Origin of the sequence: Actinosynnema sp. NPDC050436 (genome assembly GCF_040655415.1) — a bacterium.
Taxonomy (GTDB): domain Bacteria; phylum Actinomycetota; class Actinomycetes; order Mycobacteriales; family Pseudonocardiaceae; genus Actinosynnema.
The window spans coordinates 125,810-146,428 of record NZ_JBFAJV010000007.1; the positions used below are offsets into that span (position 1 = coordinate 125,810).

At 74.6% G+C, this 20,619-nt stretch carries 19 protein-coding genes; 9 read left to right on the forward strand and 10 right to left on the reverse strand.

Features of this window, described 5'->3' with window-relative positions; translation table 11 throughout:
• The first annotated feature begins 45 nt into the window (after positions 1–45).
• Positions 46–402: a helix-turn-helix domain-containing protein gene (locus AB0I60_RS19120; protein ID WP_360731538.1), complete on the forward strand. Its 357-nt coding sequence runs from the start codon at positions 46–48 to the stop codon at positions 400–402.
• Positions 403–554: 152 nt separating this feature from the next.
• On the opposite strand, the gene AB0I60_RS19125 is transcribed toward AB0I60_RS19120, so the two are convergent.
• A complete protein-coding gene (locus AB0I60_RS19125) occupies positions 555–1,475 on the reverse strand; it encodes a hypothetical protein (RefSeq protein ID WP_360731540.1) in 921 nt (306 codons plus the stop codon).
• A gap of 280 nt (positions 1,476–1,755) precedes the next feature.
• On the opposite strand from AB0I60_RS19125, the gene AB0I60_RS19130 reads away from it, so the two are divergent.
• Together AB0I60_RS19130 and AB0I60_RS19135 are read left to right on the forward strand one after the other, a co-directional pair.
• Positions 1,756–2,136 (forward strand): hypothetical protein, encoded by a 381-nt coding sequence (locus AB0I60_RS19130; RefSeq protein ID WP_360731541.1) that lies wholly within the window; start codon positions 1,756–1,758, stop codon positions 2,134–2,136.
• A 130-nt stretch (positions 2,137–2,266) separates the two neighbouring features.
• Positions 2,267–2,569: a hypothetical protein gene (locus AB0I60_RS19135; RefSeq protein WP_360731543.1), complete on the forward strand. Its 303-nt coding sequence runs from the start codon at positions 2,267–2,269 to the stop codon at positions 2,567–2,569.
• Positions 2,570–2,623: 54 nt separating this feature from the next.
• Here AB0I60_RS19135 and AB0I60_RS19140 read toward each other — a convergent pair whose 3' ends face one another.
• The gene (locus AB0I60_RS19140) at positions 2,624–3,241 is read right to left on the reverse strand and encodes a hypothetical protein (protein WP_360731869.1); all 618 of its coding nucleotides are present in this window, start codon (positions 3,239–3,241) and stop codon (positions 2,624–2,626) included.
• 254 nt (positions 3,242–3,495) lie between these two features.
• The gene (locus AB0I60_RS19145) at positions 3,496–4,074 is read right to left on the reverse strand and encodes a helix-turn-helix domain-containing protein (protein ID WP_360731545.1); all 579 of its coding nucleotides are present in this window, start codon (positions 4,072–4,074) and stop codon (positions 3,496–3,498) included.
• A 106-nt stretch (positions 4,075–4,180) separates the two neighbouring features.
• On the opposite strand from AB0I60_RS19145, the gene AB0I60_RS19150 reads away from it, so the two are divergent.
• Both AB0I60_RS19150 and AB0I60_RS19155 read left to right on the forward strand, forming a co-directional pair.
• Positions 4,181–5,050, forward strand: a complete 870-nt coding sequence (locus AB0I60_RS19150) for a VCBS repeat-containing protein (protein WP_360731546.1) — start codon at positions 4,181–4,183, stop codon at positions 5,048–5,050.
• Between the two features lie 178 nt (positions 5,051–5,228).
• Entirely contained in the window at positions 5,229–6,035 is an 807-nt protein-coding gene (locus tag AB0I60_RS19155; RefSeq protein ID WP_360731548.1) for a DUF1684 domain-containing protein, read from the forward strand.
• An 84-nt stretch (positions 6,036–6,119) separates the two neighbouring features.
• Here the strand turns inward: AB0I60_RS19155 and AB0I60_RS19160 are convergent, their stop codons facing one another.
• On the reverse strand, positions 6,120–8,651 hold the full coding sequence (locus AB0I60_RS19160; RefSeq protein WP_360731549.1) for an FtsX-like permease family protein: 2,532 nt from the start codon (positions 8,649–8,651) through the stop codon (positions 6,120–6,122).
• Positions 8,651–9,412 carry an ABC transporter ATP-binding protein gene (locus AB0I60_RS19165; protein ID WP_360731551.1) on the reverse strand — a complete coding sequence of 254 codons (762 nt, stop codon included), beginning with the start codon at positions 9,410–9,412 and terminating at the stop codon, positions 8,651–8,653. The genes AB0I60_RS19160 and AB0I60_RS19165 overlap by 1 nt, the downstream gene beginning before the upstream one ends.
• Positions 9,413–9,558: 146 nt before the next feature.
• On the opposite strand from AB0I60_RS19165, the gene AB0I60_RS19170 reads away from it, so the two are divergent.
• The 3 genes from AB0I60_RS19170 to AB0I60_RS19180 are packed head-to-tail and all read left to right on the forward strand — an operon-like array spanning position 9,559 to position 12,207.
• Positions 9,559–10,251 carry a response regulator transcription factor gene (locus tag AB0I60_RS19170; protein ID WP_360731553.1) on the forward strand — a complete coding sequence of 231 codons (693 nt, stop codon included), beginning with the start codon at positions 9,559–9,561 and terminating at the stop codon, positions 10,249–10,251.
• Positions 10,244–11,734, forward strand: coding sequence for a HAMP domain-containing sensor histidine kinase (locus tag AB0I60_RS19175; RefSeq protein ID WP_360731555.1), 1,491 nt, complete (start codon positions 10,244–10,246; stop codon positions 11,732–11,734). The genes AB0I60_RS19170 and AB0I60_RS19175 overlap by 8 nt, the downstream gene beginning before the upstream one ends.
• Positions 11,731–12,207, forward strand: coding sequence for a hypothetical protein (locus tag AB0I60_RS19180; RefSeq protein ID WP_360731556.1), 477 nt, complete (start codon positions 11,731–11,733; stop codon positions 12,205–12,207). The genes AB0I60_RS19175 and AB0I60_RS19180 overlap by 4 nt, the downstream gene beginning before the upstream one ends.
• Positions 12,208–12,217: 10 nt before the next feature.
• Here the strand turns inward: AB0I60_RS19180 and AB0I60_RS19185 are convergent, their stop codons facing one another.
• Positions 12,218–13,606 (reverse strand): FAD-dependent monooxygenase, encoded by a 1,389-nt coding sequence (locus AB0I60_RS19185; RefSeq protein ID WP_360731558.1) that lies wholly within the window; start codon positions 13,604–13,606, stop codon positions 12,218–12,220.
• 229 nt (positions 13,607–13,835) lie between these two features.
• Here AB0I60_RS19185 and AB0I60_RS19190 point away from each other — a divergent pair, with 229 nt between their 5' ends.
• A complete protein-coding gene (locus AB0I60_RS19190; RefSeq protein ID WP_360731560.1) occupies positions 13,836–14,987 on the forward strand; it encodes an epoxide hydrolase family protein in 1,152 nt (383 codons plus the stop codon).
• Positions 14,988–15,000: 13 nt separating this feature from the next.
• On the opposite strand, the gene AB0I60_RS19195 is transcribed toward AB0I60_RS19190, so the two are convergent.
• The 4 genes from AB0I60_RS19195 to AB0I60_RS19210 all read right to left on the reverse strand — a co-directional run bounded on the left by AB0I60_RS19195 (position 15,001) and on the right by AB0I60_RS19210 (position 20,540).
• Entirely contained in the window at positions 15,001–15,765 is a 765-nt protein-coding gene (locus AB0I60_RS19195) for a class I SAM-dependent methyltransferase (protein ID WP_360731561.1), read from the reverse strand.
• Positions 15,752–16,909 (reverse strand): DegT/DnrJ/EryC1/StrS family aminotransferase, encoded by a 1,158-nt coding sequence (locus AB0I60_RS19200; protein ID WP_360731563.1) that lies wholly within the window; start codon positions 16,907–16,909, stop codon positions 15,752–15,754. Before AB0I60_RS19200 ends, AB0I60_RS19195 begins: the two co-directional genes overlap by 14 nt.
• Before the next feature lie 5 nt (positions 16,910–16,914).
• Positions 16,915–18,252 carry a nucleotide disphospho-sugar-binding domain-containing protein gene (locus AB0I60_RS19205; protein WP_360731565.1) on the reverse strand — a complete coding sequence of 446 codons (1,338 nt, stop codon included), beginning with the start codon at positions 18,250–18,252 and terminating at the stop codon, positions 16,915–16,917.
• An 80-nt stretch (positions 18,253–18,332) separates the two neighbouring features.
• Complete coding sequence (locus tag AB0I60_RS19210) at positions 18,333–20,540, reverse strand: hypothetical protein (protein ID WP_360731566.1); 2,208 nt, start codon at positions 20,538–20,540, stop codon at positions 18,333–18,335.
• Positions 20,541–20,619: the final 79 nt, after the last annotated feature.

Sequence of the window (20,619 nt, forward strand, 5' to 3'; positions counted from 1 at the left end):
CAGCACTAACTTTTACGCAGCGCTGACCGGCGGTAAGCTGTCAGGGTGAAGTTCGACGTCTTCGCCAAGGACTGCCCGTCGCGTGGGGTATTGGACCACCTGACCGGTCGGTGGGGTGTGCTGACCCTGACCGGCCTGCGCCGGGGCCCGGCCCGGTTCAACGCGCTGCGCCGGCGGGTGGACGGGGTCAGCGAGAAGATGCTCGCGCAGACCCTGCAAGCGTTGGAACGGGACGGTTTCGTGCGGCGGGAGGTGCTCGCGGCCATGCCGCCGAGCGTCAACTACTCGCTGACCCCGCTCGGTGAGACGACGGCGGACCACCTGCTCGCGTTCATCGGTCACGTGCAGGAACAGATGCCGGCGGTGCTCGACGCGCGAGCGGCGGCGGAGCAGCGCGCCTGACCGTGCGTGGGTGTGGATGCGCCCGACACCTCGGACTGGTGATCGGGCGGCGCGGCCGGTCGTCACATGCGGTGACTACGGGCCGATCGTGATCGACTGACGGATGATCTTGCGCCACCAACGGGCGGACTGTTCCCCTTCCGGGTCGGCTGCTACGCGTTCGCGCGGCGCAGGCGTTCGGCGGCCTGCGCGCGGACGGTGCCGCACGACAACGGGGCGTCCCCGTGCAGGGCCTCCCACCGCGCGTTGTGCAGCGCCGGCCACAGCCCCGCCGCCCACGCGACCTCTTGCTCCTCTGCGGTGAACCGGCGTCCCCGGTGGCGTTGGTAGGCGGCGAGGAACGCGGCCGAAGCGGCGATCGGGGCCAAGGTCGGCGGCGTGGCGCTGGAGAACGCCCCGGACGCCGCGCCGACCAGGGCCGCCTCCGGTTGCCAGGCCAGGCTGTCCCAGTCGTGCACCACCCACACGCGCCCGTCACGCCAGCGGAGGTTCTGCGCCTCGAAGTCGGCGTGACCGAGCACGCGCGGCAGGGCCGTGGCGAGCAGCCGCACGCGGACCCGCCCGGCGGCCTCCACGACGTACCGGGGCACGGCCCGCTGGTCGCGTTCGTCGAGGAACCCGATCGGGGGCCACAGCCCGGGACCGTCGTGGTCCCACCGCACCCAGCGGGGGTTGGGCAGCGGAGGGGGCACGTCGACCGCCGCCAGCTCCGCCGTCGCCCGCGCGAACACCGCCGCACAGCGGGCCGCGACGTCCGGCGAGTCACCGGCGAGCGGTGCGCCGCCGGGCCGGAACTCCTCGGCGTGCACGGCAAGGCCGTCGACCGCGAGCACGGGCGTGAGCGGGCGTGGACACGGGAAACCTCGCTCCGCCAACCGCTTCTGCGCCACCACGCACGCCCCGGCCCGCCCGTCGTCCGCGCGCGCCTTCACCACGACGTCCCGACCGTCGTCCAGCCGCACCCCGAACACCGTCGAGATCCGCTGCCACCGGAAGATCACGCGGACGGGTCGTGCGCCCAGGTGGGCGTCGCACCACGCGTCCAGCCACCCCGGCAGGTCGTCCGACGCCATGGGGACGACTGTGCCACGCCCTGCCGATCGCGGGGGTGCGCTGCTCGCCGGAGTCACCAGTGCAGGCCAATTCTGTTACGAGCACCTGTGGCGCGCATCACGGTTGAGCCCGGGTTGGTCGTCTTACCAGCGGAGTCAACGGTTCCCGCGCCCTCCTTCCGGAGAGGTTATTTCACCGTCGTGAAATTGGAGTCGGAAAAGGGCCGGTATTCGGTTGTTAGCGTCCTCGGAGCCGTCCGCGAACACCTCGGCGCGCGGTACGACGACTGGAGGAACAGACATGGTGAAACTCGCCCGTGCCCTGACCGCCGCCACGGCCGCCCTCGCCGGGGTGGCCGCCCTCTCGCTCGGGGCGGGCACCGCCCAGGCGTCCTCGACCGACCCGGTCTACCTGCTCACCACCGACAACGTGACCTGCGGGCAGATCGGCACCAACGGCACGAGTGGCGGCGTCTTCTCCAGCTACGAGTGCAGGAGCGGCATCGCCGGCTACAGCGTCCTGGTGCGGCCGACGAGCGGCTCGTTCGACAACGTCTACCTCGCGACGCTGTCCCTCGCGGATTGCGCCTCCGCCGGCGACAACGGCGTGAACGGCGCCATCTGGTCGAACTACGTGTGCCAGTTGGGCGTCGCCGGCTACAGCCTGAAGGTGACCGGCTGAGCGCCGGGCTGGGCGTTCCAGATTATTCCCACATCCACCCCAGGCGGCCTGCCTAGCTTGGGCGGCGATGGTCCGCCGGGTGCCCGACCTGGCGGAGAAGGGGGAAAGGATCGTGCGTACGTTCACGAGGATGGCGACCGTGGCGCTGTCGACGGCGGCTGCGGCCACGGCGGTGGCCACGGTGTCGTTGCCCGCTGCGTCGGCTGCCGAGGTGTCGGCTGCGGTGACCTGCCAGACGGGGATCGACTCGCGGGGGCCCGGCGGGGCCGGGCGCGGGCACACGTGGTGCACCGGGAAGCGCGTCTACGTGCAGACCACCGTCTACTGCGACAACGGGTCCAGCTCCAAGAGCGCCTGGCTGTGGGAGTACTCCAAGGCGGAGTGCCAGTACGGCATCAAGGCGTACAAGGTCTCGTACGCCACCCGTACCTGACCGCCGGTCGCACGGCCCCCGGCACCGCGTGCCGGGGGCCGTGCGGTCCGGGCCTCACAGGCAGGGCGGCTGGTAGCCGTTGATGCGCAGCTCGCGGAATTCGAGCTTGTTGGGCGTCTTGCCGACGAACACCAGGCCGCGCGCCTCGGCCAGCGCCGACGCGAACGAGTGCCCCGGCTTGCCCAGCTCCGGCAGCCACGTCCACTTGTCGGGGGAGAAGCTGAAGAACTTCCGGACCACCTTGCCGCCGGTGGAGGGGATGAGGGTGAGCCACTTGTCGCCGCCGCTCCAGTGGGGCGCGGGGCGCAGTTGGACGTAAAGGTCGTCGGTGGCGCTGTAGGTCATCCAGAAGCCGGACGACCGGGACAGGTCCGCCTGCGCCTCGAACTCGTTGCCCAGCCACACCACGACCACGTGCCACTCGGCGTTGAGGAAGGCGACCTTGGCGGCGTACCCCTTGCCCTGGCGGACGAGCAGGCTGCCGGTCGGTGGCACGGTGGTGCCCTCGCCGGACGCGAGCCACTGCTGCAACCGGTCGATGGAGGGGGTCGCGCACTCGCAACCCCTCCGGGCCGAAGGCCCGTTGTCGGGAACCCCTGCCGGCGTGGCGTCCGCGATCGCGGACGAGCCGAGGAGGGAGAAGGCCACTGCGTAGACGAGAGCCGCGAACACCTTGGAGAACGCGACCTTCGTGCGACCGTACGTCGAACTTTCGCGCATTCACCGGAAGCTAGCACAGGGACGGGCCGTACGGTGGTCTGGACCACATGAATCCGGATCGGACCGGTTCGCGCTACGTGGTGCCGAACCCGCCTTGTGCGGCAACGACTCCAGGGAACGAGCGCATCCGGGGGAACGTCGAGGCGTAGCAGGAGCGCAACGCGTTGGGCTCGACGGCCGACGTGCCGGACCGCCGGAAGCGCACCTCAGCCGACGGGGTTGCGCGGTCGGCTCAGCGCCGCGTTCACGGCTCGTGCCGCGTGGCGCACGGCGTCGGCGACGAACGAGCGGCGGCGCTGGTCGGGTAAGACCGCGCCGACCGCGCCCACCTGCCGCCCGGTCGGCGTGAGCACCGGGGTGGTGACGAGGTCCAGGTCCCGGGGCACCGGGCAGCCCGGTCTCAGCAGCAGCACGTCCTCGGGGCCGGCCGGGCTGGTCGCCGCGACCAGGTCCTCCCGGCGGCAGCGCACGGTGAGCACCGCGCCGGACCGGGTGGCGGCGGCCAGGTCCTGCAACGGGCGGCGGGCGGCGGCCAGCAGGTGCGGGTAGGGCTGCCATGCCTGGCCGAGCCGGAAGACCTGCGGGCCGACCCGGTAGAGGTCGCTGGACCGCTCCACCACGCCCAGCGCTTCGAGCTGCCGCAACAATCGGTGGGTGGTCGCCTTGGGTATTCCGCAAAAATGTGCGATCCAGGTCAACCCGACTCCATCCGGATGGCTCACCAGTGCGTCCAACAGGGTGAATGCGCGGCCCAGGACACCGCGTTCCGACTCCGTTTGGTTCATGGCCTGTTGCACCCCCTCGAGTCGTCATTAAACCGGAAGTTGCTTTCCGGTCCACTGGGCGGAACAGGTGGTTTCCGGGGTGCTGCACCGGTCGCAGACTGTCGCCATGTTCAATTTCCGGAAACAGTTCGCAGTCGGTGCGGCCGTTGCCGCGGCACTGGCCCTGGGCCTGCCCCCGGGCGTTGCCGCCGCCACCCCGGACGACGATCTCCAGATCAAGTCGACCGCATCGGACTCGTCACCCCAAAGAGTGGCGGGTGACTTCAACGGTGACGGAACCGACGATGTCGCCGTGTGGCGGCCGAGTAACGGCACCTGGTACGTCCAAGGTCAGTTCACCGTGCAATGGGGTGTCGGCGGCGACATCCCGGTGGCGGCCGATTTCAACGGCGACAACATCACCGACATCGCGGTCTGGCGGCCGAGCAACGGCACCTGGTACGTGCGCGGCATCGGGAACGTCGTCTGGGGCGTGGGCGGTGACGTCCCGGTGGTCGGCGACTACAACGGCGACAACCGCGCCGACTACGCGGTGTGGCGGCCGAGCAACGGCACCTGGTACGTGCGCGGCATCGAGACCGTGGCCTGGGGTTCCGGCGAGGACGTCCCGATCGTGGGCGACTACAACGGCGACAACCGCGCCGACTACGCGGTGTGGCGGCCCAGCAACGGCACCTGGTACGCGCGCGGGATCGCCACCGTGGCGTGGGGCGTGGGCGGCGACATCCCGGTGACCGGCGATTTCGACGGCGACAACACCTCCGATTTCACCGTGTGGCGACCGAGCAACGGGACCTGGTACGTGCGCGGTATCGGCAACGTCGGCTGGGGCGTGGGCGGTGACGTCCCGGTTTCCGGCGATTTCAACGGCGACAACCGGACCGACTACGCGGTGTGGCGGCCGAGCAACGGCACCTGGTACGCGCGCGGCCTGTTCACCACGGCGTGGGGCGTCGGCGGCGACATCCCGGTGTGATCCGGCGGATACCGACACTTCGCTGAAGGCCCGGCACGGCGAAAACCCGGTGCGGGAACGCGTGGTCCGCGTTCCCGCACCGGGGCGTGCCCGGAAATCCCGTCAGGTGGGACGCGGAATAGCCGTGCGGCAGCCTTGTTGGCACCGGCGACGACGTTTTCGTGGAATGAGGTGCGCGGTGGGCAGTGCGGTGGCGGAACAGGCGCAGGGGTTCGCCCGGCAGTGGCAGGAGTGGAAGGACGAGCGGGAGCGGTTGCTGGCCGACCCGCACGGCTGGTTGGCGCTGGTGTCGCTGGACTGGTTGGAGGACGCGCCGCGCGCCTACCCGGGCCTGCCCGGCGTGTGGTGGCAGGACGCCGACGCGGCGCACTTCGACCCGCAGGGCGCGCAGGCCGTCCACGACGGTGCGCCGGTCACCGGACCGGTGCGGTTCGACCTGGTGCAGAGCGGGCCGGGGACGCGGGTGGTGGTCGGCGACGTGGAGGTCGAGGTGGCCCGCCGGGGCGGCTACCTGATCCGGGTGCACGACCCGGCGGCACCCGCGCTGGCCGGCTTCCGGGGCGTGCCGAGCTACGAACCCCGCCTGGAGTGGGTGCTCACCGGCACGTTCGAGCCGTTCGACGAGCCGCGCCCGACCACGGTCGGCGCGGTGGTCGAGGGGCTCAGCCACGTCTACACCGCGCCCGGCGTGGTCCGGTTCCGGCACGGCGCGCAGGAGCACGTGCTGACCGCGTTCAACGGCAAGGACGGCGGGCTGAGCATCCTGTTCACCGACGGCACCAGCGGGGTCACGACGTACGCGGCGAACCGGTCGCTGGCGGTGGCCGCGCCCTCGGCGGACGGGGAGGTCGTGCTCGACTTCACCCGCGCGGTGAACCTGCCGTGCGCGTTCACCGACTACGCGACCTGCCCGCTGCCGCCGGAGGGCAACCGGCTGCCGTTCGACGTCGAGGCCGGGGAGAAGATCCCCCACGAGCGCTCCTGAGCAGGAGTCGCCACGGCGGTCGCCCGCCGCGTGCCGACCGGGGTCCCGGAGCGGCCTTCGCCGCCGCTCCGGGGCCCCGGGCCCCTACCGGTCGCGCATCCCGGTGACGATCGCCGTGCGCGCCGCGCGCCGGGCCGGGACCAGGGCCGCGAGCACGGACGCGGCCACGGCCACCAGCACGGTCGCGCCGAGCTGCCCGAACGGCACGACGAAGTCCAGCGGCTGGGTGGGCGTGGACGCGGCCCGCGCGAGCAGCCACGCCGAGCCGAGGCCGAGGGTCAGCCCGATCACCGCGCCCGTCAGCGCCATCAGCAGCGACTCGACCACCAGCACCCCGCGCAGTCGACCCCTGGTGAGGCCGAGCGCGCGCAGCAGCGCGGACTCCCGGGTGCGTTCCAGCACCGACAGCGACAGCGTGTTCGCGATCCCGGAGACGGCGATCAGCACGGCCAGCCCGACCAGCGCCCAGAGGAACGACAGCAACTGCCGGATGCCCTTGCTGCCGCGCTCCCGGGCCTCGGCGGAGCTCTCCACCTGCGCCAGCGGCGCGTCCCCGGTGGCGCGGTCGACGGCGGCCCGGCCGTCGACCGCCGACACCCCGGGCTCGAGCTTGACCAGGACGTCGGCGAACCCCGTGGCACCGGGTTGCAGTTGCTGCCGGGTGCCGAACTCGACCAGCCCGAGGTCCAGTCCCGTGGCGTTGTCGTACACGGCCACGACCTCCAGGTCCCGCTGCACGCGCTCGTCGCCGTAGGACGTGGTGGGCGCGGTGTCACCGACCACGAGACCGGTCAGCTCCGCCAGCTCGCGGCTCAGCGCGATCTCGCCGGGGCCGAGCCGGTCGAGCGCCCCGCTGAGCACGGCGGGCCGGACGACCGTGCCGATCGCGTCGGCGCGCACGGCGGTGAGCTGCGCGGCGGCGCTGCCCACCTCCACGCCGAGCACGTCGCGCGGCGCGGCGACGGCCACCTCGGGCAGGCCGGCGAGCCGGTCGGCCAGGGGAGCGGTCAGCGGTCGGCCGTGCACGGAGGAGGAGACGGTGAAGTCCGCCGGGAACTGCTCGTCGAGCCGGCGGTCCGAACTCTGCTGCACCCCGGCCGCGACGCTGGTCACGAGGGTGACCACGGTCAGCCCGATGGTCAGCGCGGCGGTGGTGGCGGCGGTCCGGCGGGGGTTGCGGCGGGCGTTGGCCGTGGCGAGCCGGGCGGGCACGCCGAACAGCGCGCGCGGGACCGCGCCCAGCGCGGTGGCCGCCGGGCCGACCAGGAGCGGCCCGAGCACCAGCACCGCGCCGAGCAGGGCCGCCGACCCGGCCGTGGTGAACCCGACGCCCTCGCCGTCGGCGGTACCCAGCCCGACCGCGATGGCGACCGCGCCGGCCGCCACCAGCACCGAGGCGAACGCGATCCGGGCCCGCCCGACGCGGGCCGGGGTCGCGCCGTCCGGCGGGGTCCGCAACGCGGCCACCGGGGCGACCCGGGTGGCCTTGAGCGCCGGCAGCACGGCGGCCAGCACGGTGACCACCACTCCCACGCCGAGTGCGACGGCCGCTGTCCGCTTGGACAGCGGCAGGTACACGGCGACCTCCGCGCCGTGCGAGCCGAACGAGCCGATGCCGAGCTGGAGCAGCGCCGCGACGCCCAGCCCGCCGAGCACGCCCAGCGCGGACGCGACCACGCCCATCACCGCCGCCTCGGCCAGGACGCTGCCGAAGACCTGCCCGCGCCCCGCGCCCACGCACCGCAGCAACGCCAGCTCCCGGGTCCGCTGGGACACCAGGATCGTGAACGTGGTGGCGATGACCATCGCGGCCACCAGCAGCGAGAGCACCGAGAACGCGGTCAGGAAGCGGGTGAACCCGGCGGCCTCGGGCGCGGTCTGCCGGACCAGCGCCGCGACGGCCTCCTCCCCGGTGGCGACCACGACGTCCGACCGGTCCAGCGCGGCCCGGACCGCCGCCGCGAGCTGCTGCTGGTCCGTGCCGGGCCGGGCGCGCGCCACGACCTCGGTGAACCCCCGGTCCGGTGCGACCGAGCGCAGCGCGCCGGGCAGCACGACCAGTTCGGCACCGCTCGCCAGCTCCCCGGTGGTCACGGCGGGCCGGAACGTGCCGACCAGGGTGAACGCCCGCTCCCGGTCCTCGGCGTCCAGCAGGGTCACGCGCTGCCCGAGCGCGTAGCGGGCCGCCGTGGTCGCGTCGAGGGCCACCTCGTCGTCGGTGCCCGGGTAGCGCCCCTCGGCCCGGTCGTAGGGCCGCAGGAGCTCGTCGGACGGCAACGCCGAGACCAGGGCGGTGGCGGCCTTGCCCGACGGGCCGAGCAGCGGCACGCCGGCCGACGCGCGGCCCTCCGCCGCCGCCACCCCGGGCACGGCGCGGACCGCGTCCAGGGTGCGCTGGTCGAGCGGGCTGTCCGGGCGGTAGGACCCGGTGGTGATGGTCACCGAGACGTCCACGTTGCGGGCCGCCTTGGCGAAGGCGTCGCGCAGGCCCGCCCGCGACGCGTCGGTCAGCACCAGCGACCCGGTCACGAACGCGACGCCGAGCACGATCGCCGTGGACGACAGCAGGAGGCGGGCGGTGCGGGCCCGCAGGCCGGCGAGGACCGTGCGCAGCATCACGCGCCCCCGAGGTGCCGGAGCGCGGCCAGCACGGTGTCCGGGGTCGGGCGGTCGACCTCGCCCGCGAGCCGGCCGTCCGCCAGCAGCACGACGCGGTCGGCGTAGGACGCGGCCACCGGGTCGTGCGTCACCATCACCACGGTCTGGCCGAACTCGCGCACCGACGCGCGCAGGAAGCCCAGCACCTCCGCGCCCGCCCGGGAGTCGAGGTTGCCGGTCGGCTCGTCGGCGAACACCACGTCCGGCCGGCCGACCAGGGCCCGCGCGCACGCCACCCGCTGCTGCTGGCCGCCGGACAGCTCCGCCGGCCGGTGCCGCAGCCGGTCGCGCAGGCCCAGGGCGTCGACGACGGCGTCGAACCAGGCCGGGTCGGGCTCGCGCCCGGCCAGCTCCAGGCCGAGCAGGACGTTCTGGCGCGCGGTGAGCGCGGGCAGCAGGTTGAACGACTGGAACACGAACCCGATCCGCTCCCGGCGCAACCGGGTCAGCTCCCGGTCCGTCCGGCCGGTGACCTCGGTCCCTCCGATGTGGACCGTGCCCGAGTCGACCGCGTCCAGCCCGGCCAGGCAGTGCAGCAGGGTGGACTTGCCCGAGCCGGACGGTCCCATGATGGCGGTGAACCGGCCGGCCCCGAACGACACCCCGACGCCGTCCAGCGCGCGGACCGAGGCGTCGCCCCGCCCGTGGACCTTCACCAGGTCCCGTGCGGTGACGGCGGCGCGGACGCCCGCCTCCCGGGGTGTGGACAGCAGTTCCATCGCGCACTCGCTCCCTGTCGCGTCCGGACGGGCCGCGCCTCGGCGGCCCGGCTCGCGGCCAGGCTGGCAGGGGCGCGCTGAGCGCCGCCTGAAGCCACCTGAAGATCGCTTCAGCTCCGGTCCGGGAGGTCTGGGAGGATGGGGACGTGCGGGTACTGGTGGTCGAGGACGAGCGGCGGCTGGCCGAGACGCTCCAGTGGGGACTGGAAGCGGACGGCTACGCCGTGGACCTCGCGCACGACGGCGGCGAGGGCCTGCGGCTGGCCGAGGAGCACCCGTACCAGGCGATCGTCCTCGACCTCATGCTCCCGGTGCTCAACGGCTACCGGGTGTGCGCCGAGCTGCGGCGACGCGGCGTGACCACCCCGATCCTGGTGCTCACCGCCAAGGACGGGGAGTACGACGAGGTGGAGGCGCTGGACACCGGGGCCGACGACTTCCTGAACAAGCCCTTCTCCTACCCGGTGCTCACCGCCCGGCTGCGCGCGCTGATGCGCCGGGGGCCGGCCGGGCGCGAGCCGGTGCTCCGGGTCGGCGACCTGGCGGTCGACCCCGGCCGCCGCACCTGCCGGCGCGCGGGGCGGGAGATCGCGCTGACCGCCAAGGAGTTCGCCGTGCTGGAGTGCCTGGCGCGGCGGGCCGGGCAGGTGGTGTCCAAAGTGGACATCATCGAACAGGTCTGGGACATGGCCTACGACGGCGACCCGAACATCGTGGAGGTCTACGTGAGCGCGTTGCGCCGCAAGGTGGACGCGCCGTTCGGCCGCCGCACGATCGGCACCGTGCGCGGCGTGGGCTACCGGCTGGTCGCCGACACGACCGGTGTCGCCGGTGGCTAGGTGGTGGCCGGTGTCGCTGCGCGCGAGCGCGGCCCTGGCCGCCGGACTGGCGTGCGCGGGCGTGTTCGCGCTGGGCGGCCTGGCGATGCGGGCGGCGGTGCACGACGGCCGGCTGGACGCCGCCGAGGGCACCACCCGCGTCCAGCTCGGCCGGGTGGCCGACGCCTACCGGGCCGGCACCCGCACCCCGCCCGCCGACGGCGGCCTGGCCGGCGACGCGATGTTCGAGGTGGTCGCCGACTCCGGTGAGGTCGTGGTGCGCAGCGCGAACCTGGCCCGGCTCGACCCGCGCCGGGCCGCGCTGCCGCCGGCCCCGGCCGGTGCGCCGCCGGACTGGACCACCCGCACCACCGACACCCTGCGGCCGGGGCAGCACCCCGACTGGCGGGAGTACCGCGAGTACACCGTGCTGGGCACGGTGGTCGACGGCGTGCCCTCCGCCCTGGTCGAGCCCCTCGGGCGGGCCGCCGCGACGCCGTTCACGGACCTCGCCGGCACCGAGGACGGCCGCCGCCACCGGCTGACCCTGTACCTGTTCGTGCTGCCCTGGGACGCGCAGTCCGCGGCGCGCGGCGTCACCCAGGTGCTGCGCACCGCCGTCCCGGTCGCGGTGCTCGTGGTGGCGGCCGTCGCGTGGCTGGCGACCGGCCGCGCGTTGCGCCCGGTGGAGGCGATCCGGCGGGAGATGGCCGAGATCGGCGAGCACGACCTCGCCCGCCGCGTGCCCGTGCCGCAGTCCGGGGACGAGGTGGCCGGGCTCGCCGCCACCACCAACGCCACCCTCGACCGGCTGGAGCGGTCGCTGCGCAGGCAGCAGCAGTTCGTCGCCGACGCCAGCCACGAGCTGCGCAGCCCGCTCGCGGGTCTGCGCGCCGGGCTGGAAGTGGCGCTGCTGCACGCCGACCGCGCCGACTGGCCGCGCACCGCGAGCCGCGCGCTCGCCGACGTGCAACGCCTCCAGGACCTCACCTCGGACCTGCTGCTGCTGGCCGGGTCCGAGGCCGACCAGGTGCCGCCGGTCGCCGTGGACCTCGCGGAGATGGCCCGCGAGCAGGCCGCCGAACGCGGTGTCGCCTGCGTCGCGGACGGGCCGGCGCCCGTGCGCGGCCGGCCGGCGCGGCTGGACCGGCTGCTGCGCAACCTCCTGGACAACGCCCAGCGGCACGCGCGCTCGCAGGTCACCGTGCGGGTCACGACCGAGCACCCGGCCGGTGCCGGTCCGGGGGAGGTCGTGGTGGAGGTGCTGGACGACGGCCCCGGGATCGCGCCGGAGGACCGGGAGCGGGTGTTCGAGCGGTTCACCAGGCTGGACGACGCGCGGGCGCGGGACACCGGGGGCTCGGGCCTGGGGCTGGCCATCGCGCGCGGGATCGCGCAGCGCCACGGCGGGACGCTGCGGGTGGAGGACGGCGACGGGGCCCGCCTGGTGGCCAGGCTGCCGCTGCTAACGGATCACGCCCCCGCAGCGAGTCCACCTGCGTGAGAACAGTCCTCTTCGCCGTACTCGTCCTGGTCGCGGGGTGCTCCGTCAGCGTGACGGGCAGCGGCGGTTCCACCGCCACCACCGCGACCGCCCCCACCACAGCCGACGAGACCACGGCGGGCGGGAGCACCGCCACGACGGAACCCGGTGCGGACGAGCCGACCGGCAGCCCGCTGCCGCTGCCCCCGGTCGACGAGTCCGCGCCCACCCGGTTCTGCGACCGGCCGTTCACCGGGGCGCTGGGCAAGCCGATGCTCGCCGCCGTCGTGGAGACCCCGTCGGGCCGGCTGGACTGCGACCGGGCGGGCGCGGTGCTGGTCGACTACTACGCCGAGCGCCACGACCCCACCGCCGGTCTGCCGCCCCTCGTCGTCGCCGGCATGACCTGCAACCAGGTGCCGGAACCGGCGTTGCCGCAGGTGGTGTGCACCGACGGCGCGGACGTCATCTACTCGATGTGGCCCCAGACCTGACCCGCGCGGGTCAGGAGTCGGCCGTGCGGACGGGGGTGTGCTCGCGGGGTGCGGCCGACCGGGACGGGCCGGGCCCCGGCTTGCGCAGGCCGTGGCGCAGGACGCGCAGGACCATGCCCGGCCGCATGAGCGCGGTCGGGGGGTCCACCAGGCCGGCGACCCGCATGAACGCGTCGGTGACCTCCGGGTCCCGGGTCGCCGCGTACTGGACCCGGGCCAGGTAGGCGTTGCCGATCCGGACCTTGGGGGTGCGGCGGCCCTCCACGCCGGGGAAGTCCAGGTCGCCGCCCGCCGAGATCTCCCACGGGTTGTCCACGACGTCGGCGATGGCGGACAGCAGCGCGCCGGTCCGCACCTCGTCGTGGGCGCGGAGGTGGTCGCGCAGCGCGACCGCCTCCAGCGCGGCGACGCTCATGCCCTGGCCGTAGACGGGGTTGAAGCTGCACACCGCGTCACCGATCGGCACCAGCCCGTCGGGGAACCGGCGCAGTCGCTCGTAGCGCCGGCGGACGCTGGCCGGGAAGCGGAAGCTCACCGGGTCGTCCAGCGGCTGCCCGTCCACGACGGCCCGGTAGATCTCCGGCACCGGCAGCGACCGGGTGAAGTCGAGGAACCGCTCCGGGTCGGTGGGCGGGTGGTCGCCGAGGAGGCCGGTCAGCGACAGGATGCAGACGTCCCGCCCGATCTGCCCGAAGAACGCGCCGCGCGGGTGGGCCGGCGAGGCCACCGGGTTGATCGACTGGACGCCGTCGAACCACTCCGGGCGGGTGCGGTAGAGGCGGCTGGTGTAGGCCAGGCCGACCTTCACCCGCTCCTCCTCGGGCCGCCGGTAGCCCCACTGCTCCAGCCACGCCGGGGTGCGCGAGCCGCGCCCGGTGGCGTCGACCACCAGGTCGGCGGGCAGCACGCGCTCCTGCCCGGCCTTGTCCCGCACCCGCGCGCCGACCACCCGCGCGCGGTCGGCGGTCGTCTCCAGGCCGAGGACGTCGTGCTCCTCCAGGAAGTCCACAGTGGACATGTCGGCGACCTCGGCGCGGAGCCGGCCCTCCAGGAACGGCCGGGGCGCGGTCACCGACACCAGGCCGGTGTGGCTGGGGCGCAGCTCGCGGGCGTTGAAGTACCAGCGCATCTCGCCCAGGTCGCCGGTCGGCACGCCGGCCGCGCGCATCCGGTCGGTGAAGCCGGGGAACAGCTCCTCCAGCACCAGGTGGCCGCGCGCGTGCAGGCCGTGCGCGTGCCGGGTGTGCGGTGTGCCGCGCCGGGCCTCGAACACCCCCAGCACCTGGTCGCGGTCCACCACGGTGACCTCGCGGTAGGACTCGGCGAGCACCCTGGCCGCCAGCACCCCGGCGATGCTCGCCCCGAGCACAACGGCACGTCCTCGAACCAGTCTGCCCATGGCGGCGGCCTGCTTTCCGGTGTCGTCGGTTGGCGTCCTGCGGCCCGATGGTGGCAGCCGCCCGGTCCGTCGCGCTTCTCCCGGATTGCGGGGCCGCGCGGAATCCGGCCGGCGTGCCGCATCGAACCCCGTTGCGCACGGACCCCATTGCGCACGGCGGGAGATGCGCGCGCGGTGCTGCCGGCGAAGGCTGGCAGGGATCGTCACCGCCGACCCGGGGAGGGCACCCATGGACCCGTTCCGCATCGAGGTCCCCGAGACCGAGCTCGCCGACCTGCGGCAGCGCCTGACGTCGGCGCGCTGGCCCGCCGCGCCGCCCGACGAGGGCTGGGACCGGGGCGTGCCGCCGTCGTACCTGCGCGAGCTGGCCGAGCACTGGCGCGCCACCTACGACTGGCGCGCGCACGAGGCCCGCCTCAACGAGCTGCCCCAGTTCACCACCGCGATCGACGGGGTGGACGTGCACTTCCTGCACGTCCGCTCGCCCGAGCCGGGCGCGACCCCGCTGCTGCTCACGCACGGCTGGCCGGGCTCGTTCGTGGAGTTCTCCGAGGTGGTCGGCCCGCTCGCGGACCCGGTCGCGCACGGCGGCGCGGCGTCGGACGCGTTCCACGTCGTGGTCCCCTCGCTGCCCGGCCACGGCTTCTCCGGACCGGCCGGCGCGGGGTGGGACTACCCGCGCGTGGCACGGGCGTGGGCGGAGCTGATGGACCGGCTCGGCTACGGGCGCTACCTCGCGCACGGCGGCGACCACGGCGCGTTCATCTCGCTGGAACTGGCCAGGCTGGCGCCGGAGCGGGTGCTCGGCGCGCACGTGAACATGTTGCTGGCGCTGCCCGGCGGCGACCCGGCGGAACTGGCCGGGCTGACCGAGGTCGAGCAGGGGCGGCTGGCCCGGCTGGGCGCGTGGGAGCGCGAGCTGTCCGGCTACATGAAGCTCCAGGCCACCAAGCCGACCACGCTCGGGTACGCGCTCACCGACTCCCCGATCGGCCAGCTGGCCTGGATCGCGGAGCGGTTCAAGGACTGGACCGGCGCGAAGAACGTGCCGGAGGAGGTCGTGGACCGCGACCACCTGCTGACCGACGTCTCGGTCTACTGGTTCACCCGCACCGCCGCCACCTCCGCGCAGGCGTTCTACGACAACCGCGAGTACATGGCGCGGGTGTTCACGCCGGGCGCGGTCCCGGAGCCGGTGCGGGTGCCGATCGGCGTCCTGGTGCTGGGGGAGGACATCGCGCCGGTGCGGCGGTTCGCCGAGCGGGACCACCCGTCCATCACCTGGTGGACGGAGTTCGAGCACGGCGGCCACTTCGCGTCGATGGAGCAGCCGGGGGTCTTCGTGGACGACCTGCGCGGGTTCGCCGCGACGCTGCGCTGACCGGTCCGGGCGGTCACGCCGGCCTGGGGTGCTGCCCGGAGTTCTGGGCGGGCACCCCGGCCGGCGCGGTGCGGTGCCGCGCCACGAACACCCCGCGCCCCGACTGGACGTCCGGCAGGTACCGGGCCGTGCAGCCCGCGACGCGGAACGCCGCCAGGTACTCCTCGCGCGTCCACAGGCCGAAGTCCTGCGTCTCGGTGAAGTGCTCGATCCCGGACGCGTCGGCGACCGCGTAGTGGCTGACGATCCGCGCCGCGCCGCCGAGTCCGCGCGTGTGCGAGAGGCGGGTCACCGTGACCGGGCCGACGCGCAGGGCGTCGCCGGCCACGTGCCCGTCGAGGAAGTTCTCCGGGAAGTACCAGGGTTCCACGACCAGCACGCCGCCCGGTGTCGCGTGCGCGGCCATCGCGGTCAGCGCCCGCGCGAGGTCCGCCCGCGACGGCAGGTAGGCCACGGCCGTGGACAGCGAGATGACCGCGTCGAAACACCGCCCCAGGCGGAGGTCGCGCATGTCGGCGTGGTGCAGCGGCACGTCCGGCAGCTTCCGGCGGCCCACCGCGAGCATGTCCGCCGACAGGTCCACCCCCTCGACGTGGTCGAACGCCGGCACCAGGTGCCTGAGGTGCTCGGCCGTGCCGCAGCCGACGTCGAGCAGCGACGCCGCGCCCGGCCGCGCGTCGCGGACGATCCGCACCACGTCGGCGCTCTCCGCCGCGAAGTCCTGGCCCCGCGCGGTGTACACGAGGTCGTACACCTCGGCCAGCTCACGTCCGAACAAGGTGGCTCTCCACGACGGTGCGCAACTCGTCGGCCACCAGGTGCACGTCGTCGTCGCTCAGCCCGTGGTGGCCGGGCAGGATCAGGGTGGTGCGGGCGGCCTCCTCGGTCCCCGGCAGGGTGCCTTCCCACCCGAACACCGGCACGGCGTGCAGCGGCGAGTAGCGGAAGGTCGTGTAGATGCCCCGTTCCAGCAGGTGCTGCGCCACCGCGTCGCGGATGCCGCCGGCGAACTGCACCCAGTAGAAGTAGTTCGACGTCGTGTGGCCCGGCGGCAGCGGCGGCGGCGTGCGCACGCCCCCCACGTCGGCGAGCAGCCGGGTGTAGAGGTCCGCGATCTCCGCGCGGCGGCGGAGGAACGCGGGCAGCCTGGCCAGCTGGACGCTGCCGATGGCGGCGGTCATGTCGTTGCCGATGACCCGCCGGCCGACCTCGGAGATGTGCAGCTCCCACCACTGGGCCGCGCCCTTGCCGGCCGTGGTGAACGCACTGCGGTCCTCCAGGCCGTGGTAGGCCAGGCGGTGCGCCCTCCGCGCCCGTTCCGGGTCGCGGGTGTAGAGCACGCCGCCGTCGCCGGTGGTCATGATCTTGCGGGAGTCGAAGCTCCACATGGCGATGTCGCCGAACGTCCCGCACGCCTTGCCGTCCACGGTGGACGAGATGGAGCACGCCGCGTCCTCGATCAGCGCCACGCCCCGGGACCGGCACAGCTCGGCGATCGCCGCGACCTCGCCGGGGTAGCCGCCGTAGTGCAGGACCACCACCGCGCGGGTGCGCGGCGTCAGGGCCGCTTCGACGTGCGCCACCGTCGGGTTCAGCGTGCGCGGGTCGACGTCGCAGAAGACCGGCCGCGCGCCGACCGCGACGACGGAGTTCGCGTTGGCCACGAAGCCCTGCGACGGCATGACCACCTCGTCGCCCGGCATGAGGTCGAGCAGCTCGCAGGCCAGGAACAGGCCGGCGGTGGCGGAGTTGAGGAACAGCACCCGGTCCGGCGGCACGCCGATCCGCTCGGCGAACTCCGCCTCGAACCGCCGGGTGCGCGGGCCGTACCCCAGCCAGCGCCCGGCGAACACCTCGGCGATCGCGGCCAGCTCCTGCTCGCCCAGGTCGGGCTGGAAGACGTTGATCATCCCGTGCGCCACGGCGGTCACCTCCGGTGCTGCGCGGTCAGGGCCTCCAGCACCGGCACCACCTCGGCCGGGCTGGGGGTGGCGAGCGCGTCGGCGCGCAGACCTTCCGCGCCCGCCCGGAACGACGGGTCGGTCAGCACGGAGGTGATCTGCTCGCGCATGGCGTCCACGTCGGGCCGGCCGATGTCGAGCACGGCTCCCGCGCGCTTCGCCGTCACGTGCCGCACGGTCGCCGGGGACGCGGCGTGCCGGGTCGCCCCCGTGCCGTCGCCCTCCTCGGTCGCGGTCACGCCCGCCTCGGGCGAGTCGGTGATGAGCTGCGGCACCGCTGCCGCCGCCGCTGCGGCGTAGCTGCCGAACCCGCCGTGGTGGATCAGCGCGCCGCAGGTCGGCACGAGCTGGTTGACCGGCACGTAGTCGCAGACCCGGACGTTGTCGGGGATCCGGGTGGCGTTGGCGGTCTGCTTGCGGTCGAGCGTGGCCACGACCTCGACGTCCAGGGTGGACACCGCGTCGAGCAGGAGCGGGACGTGGTCCCAGCCGCCCTCCAGGTAGCGGCGCCACGACAGACCCAGGGAGATCGCCACGCGGGGCCGCTCCGGGACCGGGTACAGCCAGTCCGGCATGGGCGTCTGGCCGGAGTGCGGTATCCAGCGCACGCCCACCGTCCGGGTGTCCACCGGCAGCCTCATGCCGACCGGCAGCGGGGTGACCGTCCACTGGCCGCGCAGCAGCTCGTCGTCCAGCTCCACGCCGTGCCGGTCGGCGACCGGCGCCATCGTCTCCACCACCGGGTCCACCGCGCCCGCGCCCGCCAGCCGGTCCGCCCGGTCGCGCAGCAGGTCGAGGGAGTGCACCCAGTAGTCCGGCGCGGTGATGAACCGGGCCTGCGCCGCGCCCACCGCCCGCGCCGCGACCGCCGCCCCGGGGAAGCACGGGTCCCACAGCACCAGGTCGGGCCCCCAGTGCCGGGCGAGGTCCACCAGCCGGTCCATCACCGGCTGCGGCTCGCCGGGCGAGGCGCCGAAGGGGTGGAAGTCCCACATGGCCGGGAGCATGAACTGGCTGAACGAGTCCCACGCCTCCCGCTCCCCGGGCCCGACTCCCAGCGCGGAGGTCGCCTCGGCCACGGCGGCGCGCTCGCGCACGTACGGCCGGCCCGGACCCATCGGCACCGGGAGGTCGGCGCGGTCGCCCAGCGGCACGGCGGTGAGCCCCACCGAGGCGACCGCCTCGGCGATCTCGGGGTGGGACGGCACGCACACCTCGTGCCCGGCGGCCTGGAGCGCGTGGGCCAGCGGCACGACGGGGTAGAGGTGCGACGGGTTGGGCCAGATGGGCAGCATGACGCGCATACGGACTCCCGTGGTCTAGGCGAGCGGTCGTGGCGGTGCCGGCCGGCGGAGGTGCGCCGTGCCGGCCGGCGGTCGGGGCGTCAGCAGGCGATCGTGACGCGGGGCGAGCTGCGGTTGAACGCCATGTTCGGGTCGAACATGACCGCGCTGTACGTGCCGGTGCCCGCGCACGGCACGTCGAGCCGCGCGCTGCCGCCGGGCGGGATCACCTGCTCGGTGCTGGAGTGCCACGCCGAACCGTCCGCCTCGTGGCGCAGCAGCCAGAACGTGAGCGGGGTGGCGCAGTTGTTGCGCGCCTCGCTCCACACCCGCAGCCCGTCGCGGACCGGGGTGGACGGCGTGGTGATGCACGCCGACGGGGTGGGCCGGTCGCCCGGGACGGTGTTGCCGGGCGCGTCCGCGCCGTCGTCGAACCGCAGGGCGTCCACGATCCGCTGGTCGACCGCGTTGCCGTGCGAGTCGGCGAACTCGGCGCGCAGCGACAGCCGCGCGCCCTGCACCGGCACGAGCGCGGTGGACGCGGTCGCGGTGCGCTGCCGCACCTCGACCGGGTGCCACGTCCGGCCGCCGTCCCACGACGCGCCGACCTTCGGGGTGCCGGGCGTGCCGACCGCCGCCCCGGGCTGCGCCGAGACCTCGACCGGCAGCTCCAGCACCCGTCCGGCGCTCACCCGGTTGTCCTGGTCGACCTCGGGGAAGTAGCGGACCACCCACAGCGGCAGCGCGGCGTCGGCGACGGTGTCCGACCGGAACGTCCACGTGGTGTCGACCCGCGTGGACAGCCGGAACATCGAGGACCGCTCGGAGGTGTTCTCGACGCGCAGCCGGGACGGCCCCGGCCGCACGGTCGCCTGCGCCTGGCCGCCGGACGAGCGGCCGACCTCCCGGCCGTCCTGGAACAGCCGCACCGAGGCGCGGTCGGTGCGCGACCCCGCGCGGTGGTCGCGCTGGTCGGTGTAGAGCGGCGAGCCGAACCAGATCCGGTCGCCGGTGCGGCGCGCGTGGTCGGGGCGGAACAGGAACGGGCCGAACACCGCCTGGTTCCAGCGGTCCTCGTACCGCGTGCCCGCCCGGTACGCCCGGTAGTCCGAGCCCATGGCGGTGGCGTAGACCATCACGCCGCCCTGCTCGACCTGCTCGCCGAACGAGCCGGACCACTGGGTGTCGCGGGTGTCGAGCAGGTGCGTCACGCGGGCGGGCAGGTCGTAGGGCAGCAGCGTGCCCGAGATCGCGGCGTAGCCGGTCGCCAGGCCGTACCAGCCCTTGGTGGCCTGCCGGCCGGGCACCTGGCCGTGGTGCCACGCGGTCTGCGTGGCGAGTTCGGCGTCCCGGACGTCGCGGTGGAAGCCGGTGAAGAACCCGCCCTGCTCGGTGTCGAGCAGGTTGTAGGTGTAGGGGGTGTTGCGGAAGTCGCCGTGCGGCCCCGGCACGCCCCACGCGGACGACAGGCCCGAGGTCATCTCCTCGGGCGTCACGCGCGGCCCCAGGTGCGCGGTGTGCAGCTTGCCCAGCGGGACCGACGTCAGCGAGGTGCTGAACACCTCGCCCTCGCCGTAGCGCCGCTCGAAGCCGAGGTCGACCCACGCGGGCCGGGCGTCGGGCCGTTCGACGGTGGTCGTGACGGGCCGGGTGGTGCGGGCGTCCACCACGACGGTGGTGTCGCCGGTCAGCTCCAGGGTCGGCTGCACGATCCGGTGCCAGTCGCCGTCCGCCTCGACCACGTCGCCGACCAGCGTGTAGCGGCCCGGCGGGAGGTCCAGCGAGGACTCCGGCCCCCTGGCGTAGCGGTCCACGTCGGCGTCCAGGCCGAACAGGCGCGTCTCGGCGCGGTCCGCCGGCCGCCCGTCCGGGCCGAGGTGCCGGACGGTGAGCCGGTGCGTCCCCGCCGGCGGCGCGGGCTCGCGCCGGGCCGGCAGGCTCGCCCGCCGCGCGTCGCGCACCCCCGCGCCGAGCAGGCCGCGCACGTCGAACAGGCGGCGGTCGAGGCGGCCGGCGGCGAGGTCGTCGCGGACGTCCTCGGGCACGACCTCCAGCCGGTCGCCGACGCGCGAGGTGGTGAACCGCACCCCCTCGCGGCCGGGCGCCCCGGTGACCCGCGCCCGCGTGCCGTCCGGCGAGACGGTGACGCGGTCCCCGGTGACCAGGGTGACCTCGCGGTCCCCGCTCGCGGGAGCCGGCGCGGCCGGCGGCGGCTCGCCGGGACCTGGTCGCGCGGCGGTGGCGCAGGTGACCGCCAGGGCTATCGGGAGCAGGATCGCGGAACGGTGCGGACGACGGCGAAAGGGCATTGTGCTACCTCCTCCGACATCGTGTCCGGTGCGCCGCGAACGGCGCATCTCCGATCGTGCGGCATCGCGCCGGAGGGGA

Bases quoted from the DNA above. Each gene is read 5' to 3' on its own strand.
- AB0I60_RS19125 (WP_360731540.1), bottom strand. From the start codon at position 1,475: ATGGCGTCGGACGACCTGCCGGGGTGGCTGGACGCGTGGTGCGACGCC.
- AB0I60_RS19130 (WP_360731541.1), top strand. From the start codon at position 1,756: ATGGTGAAACTCGCCCGTGCCCTGACCGCCGCCACGGCCGCCCTCGCC.
- AB0I60_RS19135 (WP_360731543.1), top strand. From the start codon at position 2,267: ATGGCGACCGTGGCGCTGTCGACGGCGGCTGCGGCCACGGCGGTGGCC.
- AB0I60_RS19145 (WP_360731545.1), bottom strand. From the start codon at position 4,074: ATGAACCAAACGGAGTCGGAACGCGGTGTCCTGGGCCGCGCATTCACC.
- AB0I60_RS19150 (WP_360731546.1), top strand. From the start codon at position 4,181: ATGTTCAATTTCCGGAAACAGTTCGCAGTCGGTGCGGCCGTTGCCGCG.
- AB0I60_RS19160 (WP_360731549.1), bottom strand. From the start codon at position 8,651: ATGCTGCGCACGGTCCTCGCCGGCCTGCGGGCCCGCACCGCCCGCCTC.
- AB0I60_RS19165 (WP_360731551.1), bottom strand. From the start codon at position 9,412: ATGGAACTGCTGTCCACACCCCGGGAGGCGGGCGTCCGCGCCGCCGTC.
- AB0I60_RS19185 (WP_360731558.1), bottom strand. From the start codon at position 13,606: ATGGGCAGACTGGTTCGAGGACGTGCCGTTGTGCTCGGGGCGAGCATC.
- AB0I60_RS19190 (WP_360731560.1), top strand. From the start codon at position 13,836: ATGGACCCGTTCCGCATCGAGGTCCCCGAGACCGAGCTCGCCGACCTG.
- AB0I60_RS19205 (WP_360731565.1), bottom strand. From the start codon at position 18,252: ATGCGCGTCATGCTGCCCATCTGGCCCAACCCGTCGCACCTCTACCCC.
- AB0I60_RS19210 (WP_360731566.1), bottom strand. From the start codon at position 20,540: ATGCCCTTTCGCCGTCGTCCGCACCGTTCCGCGATCCTGCTCCCGATA.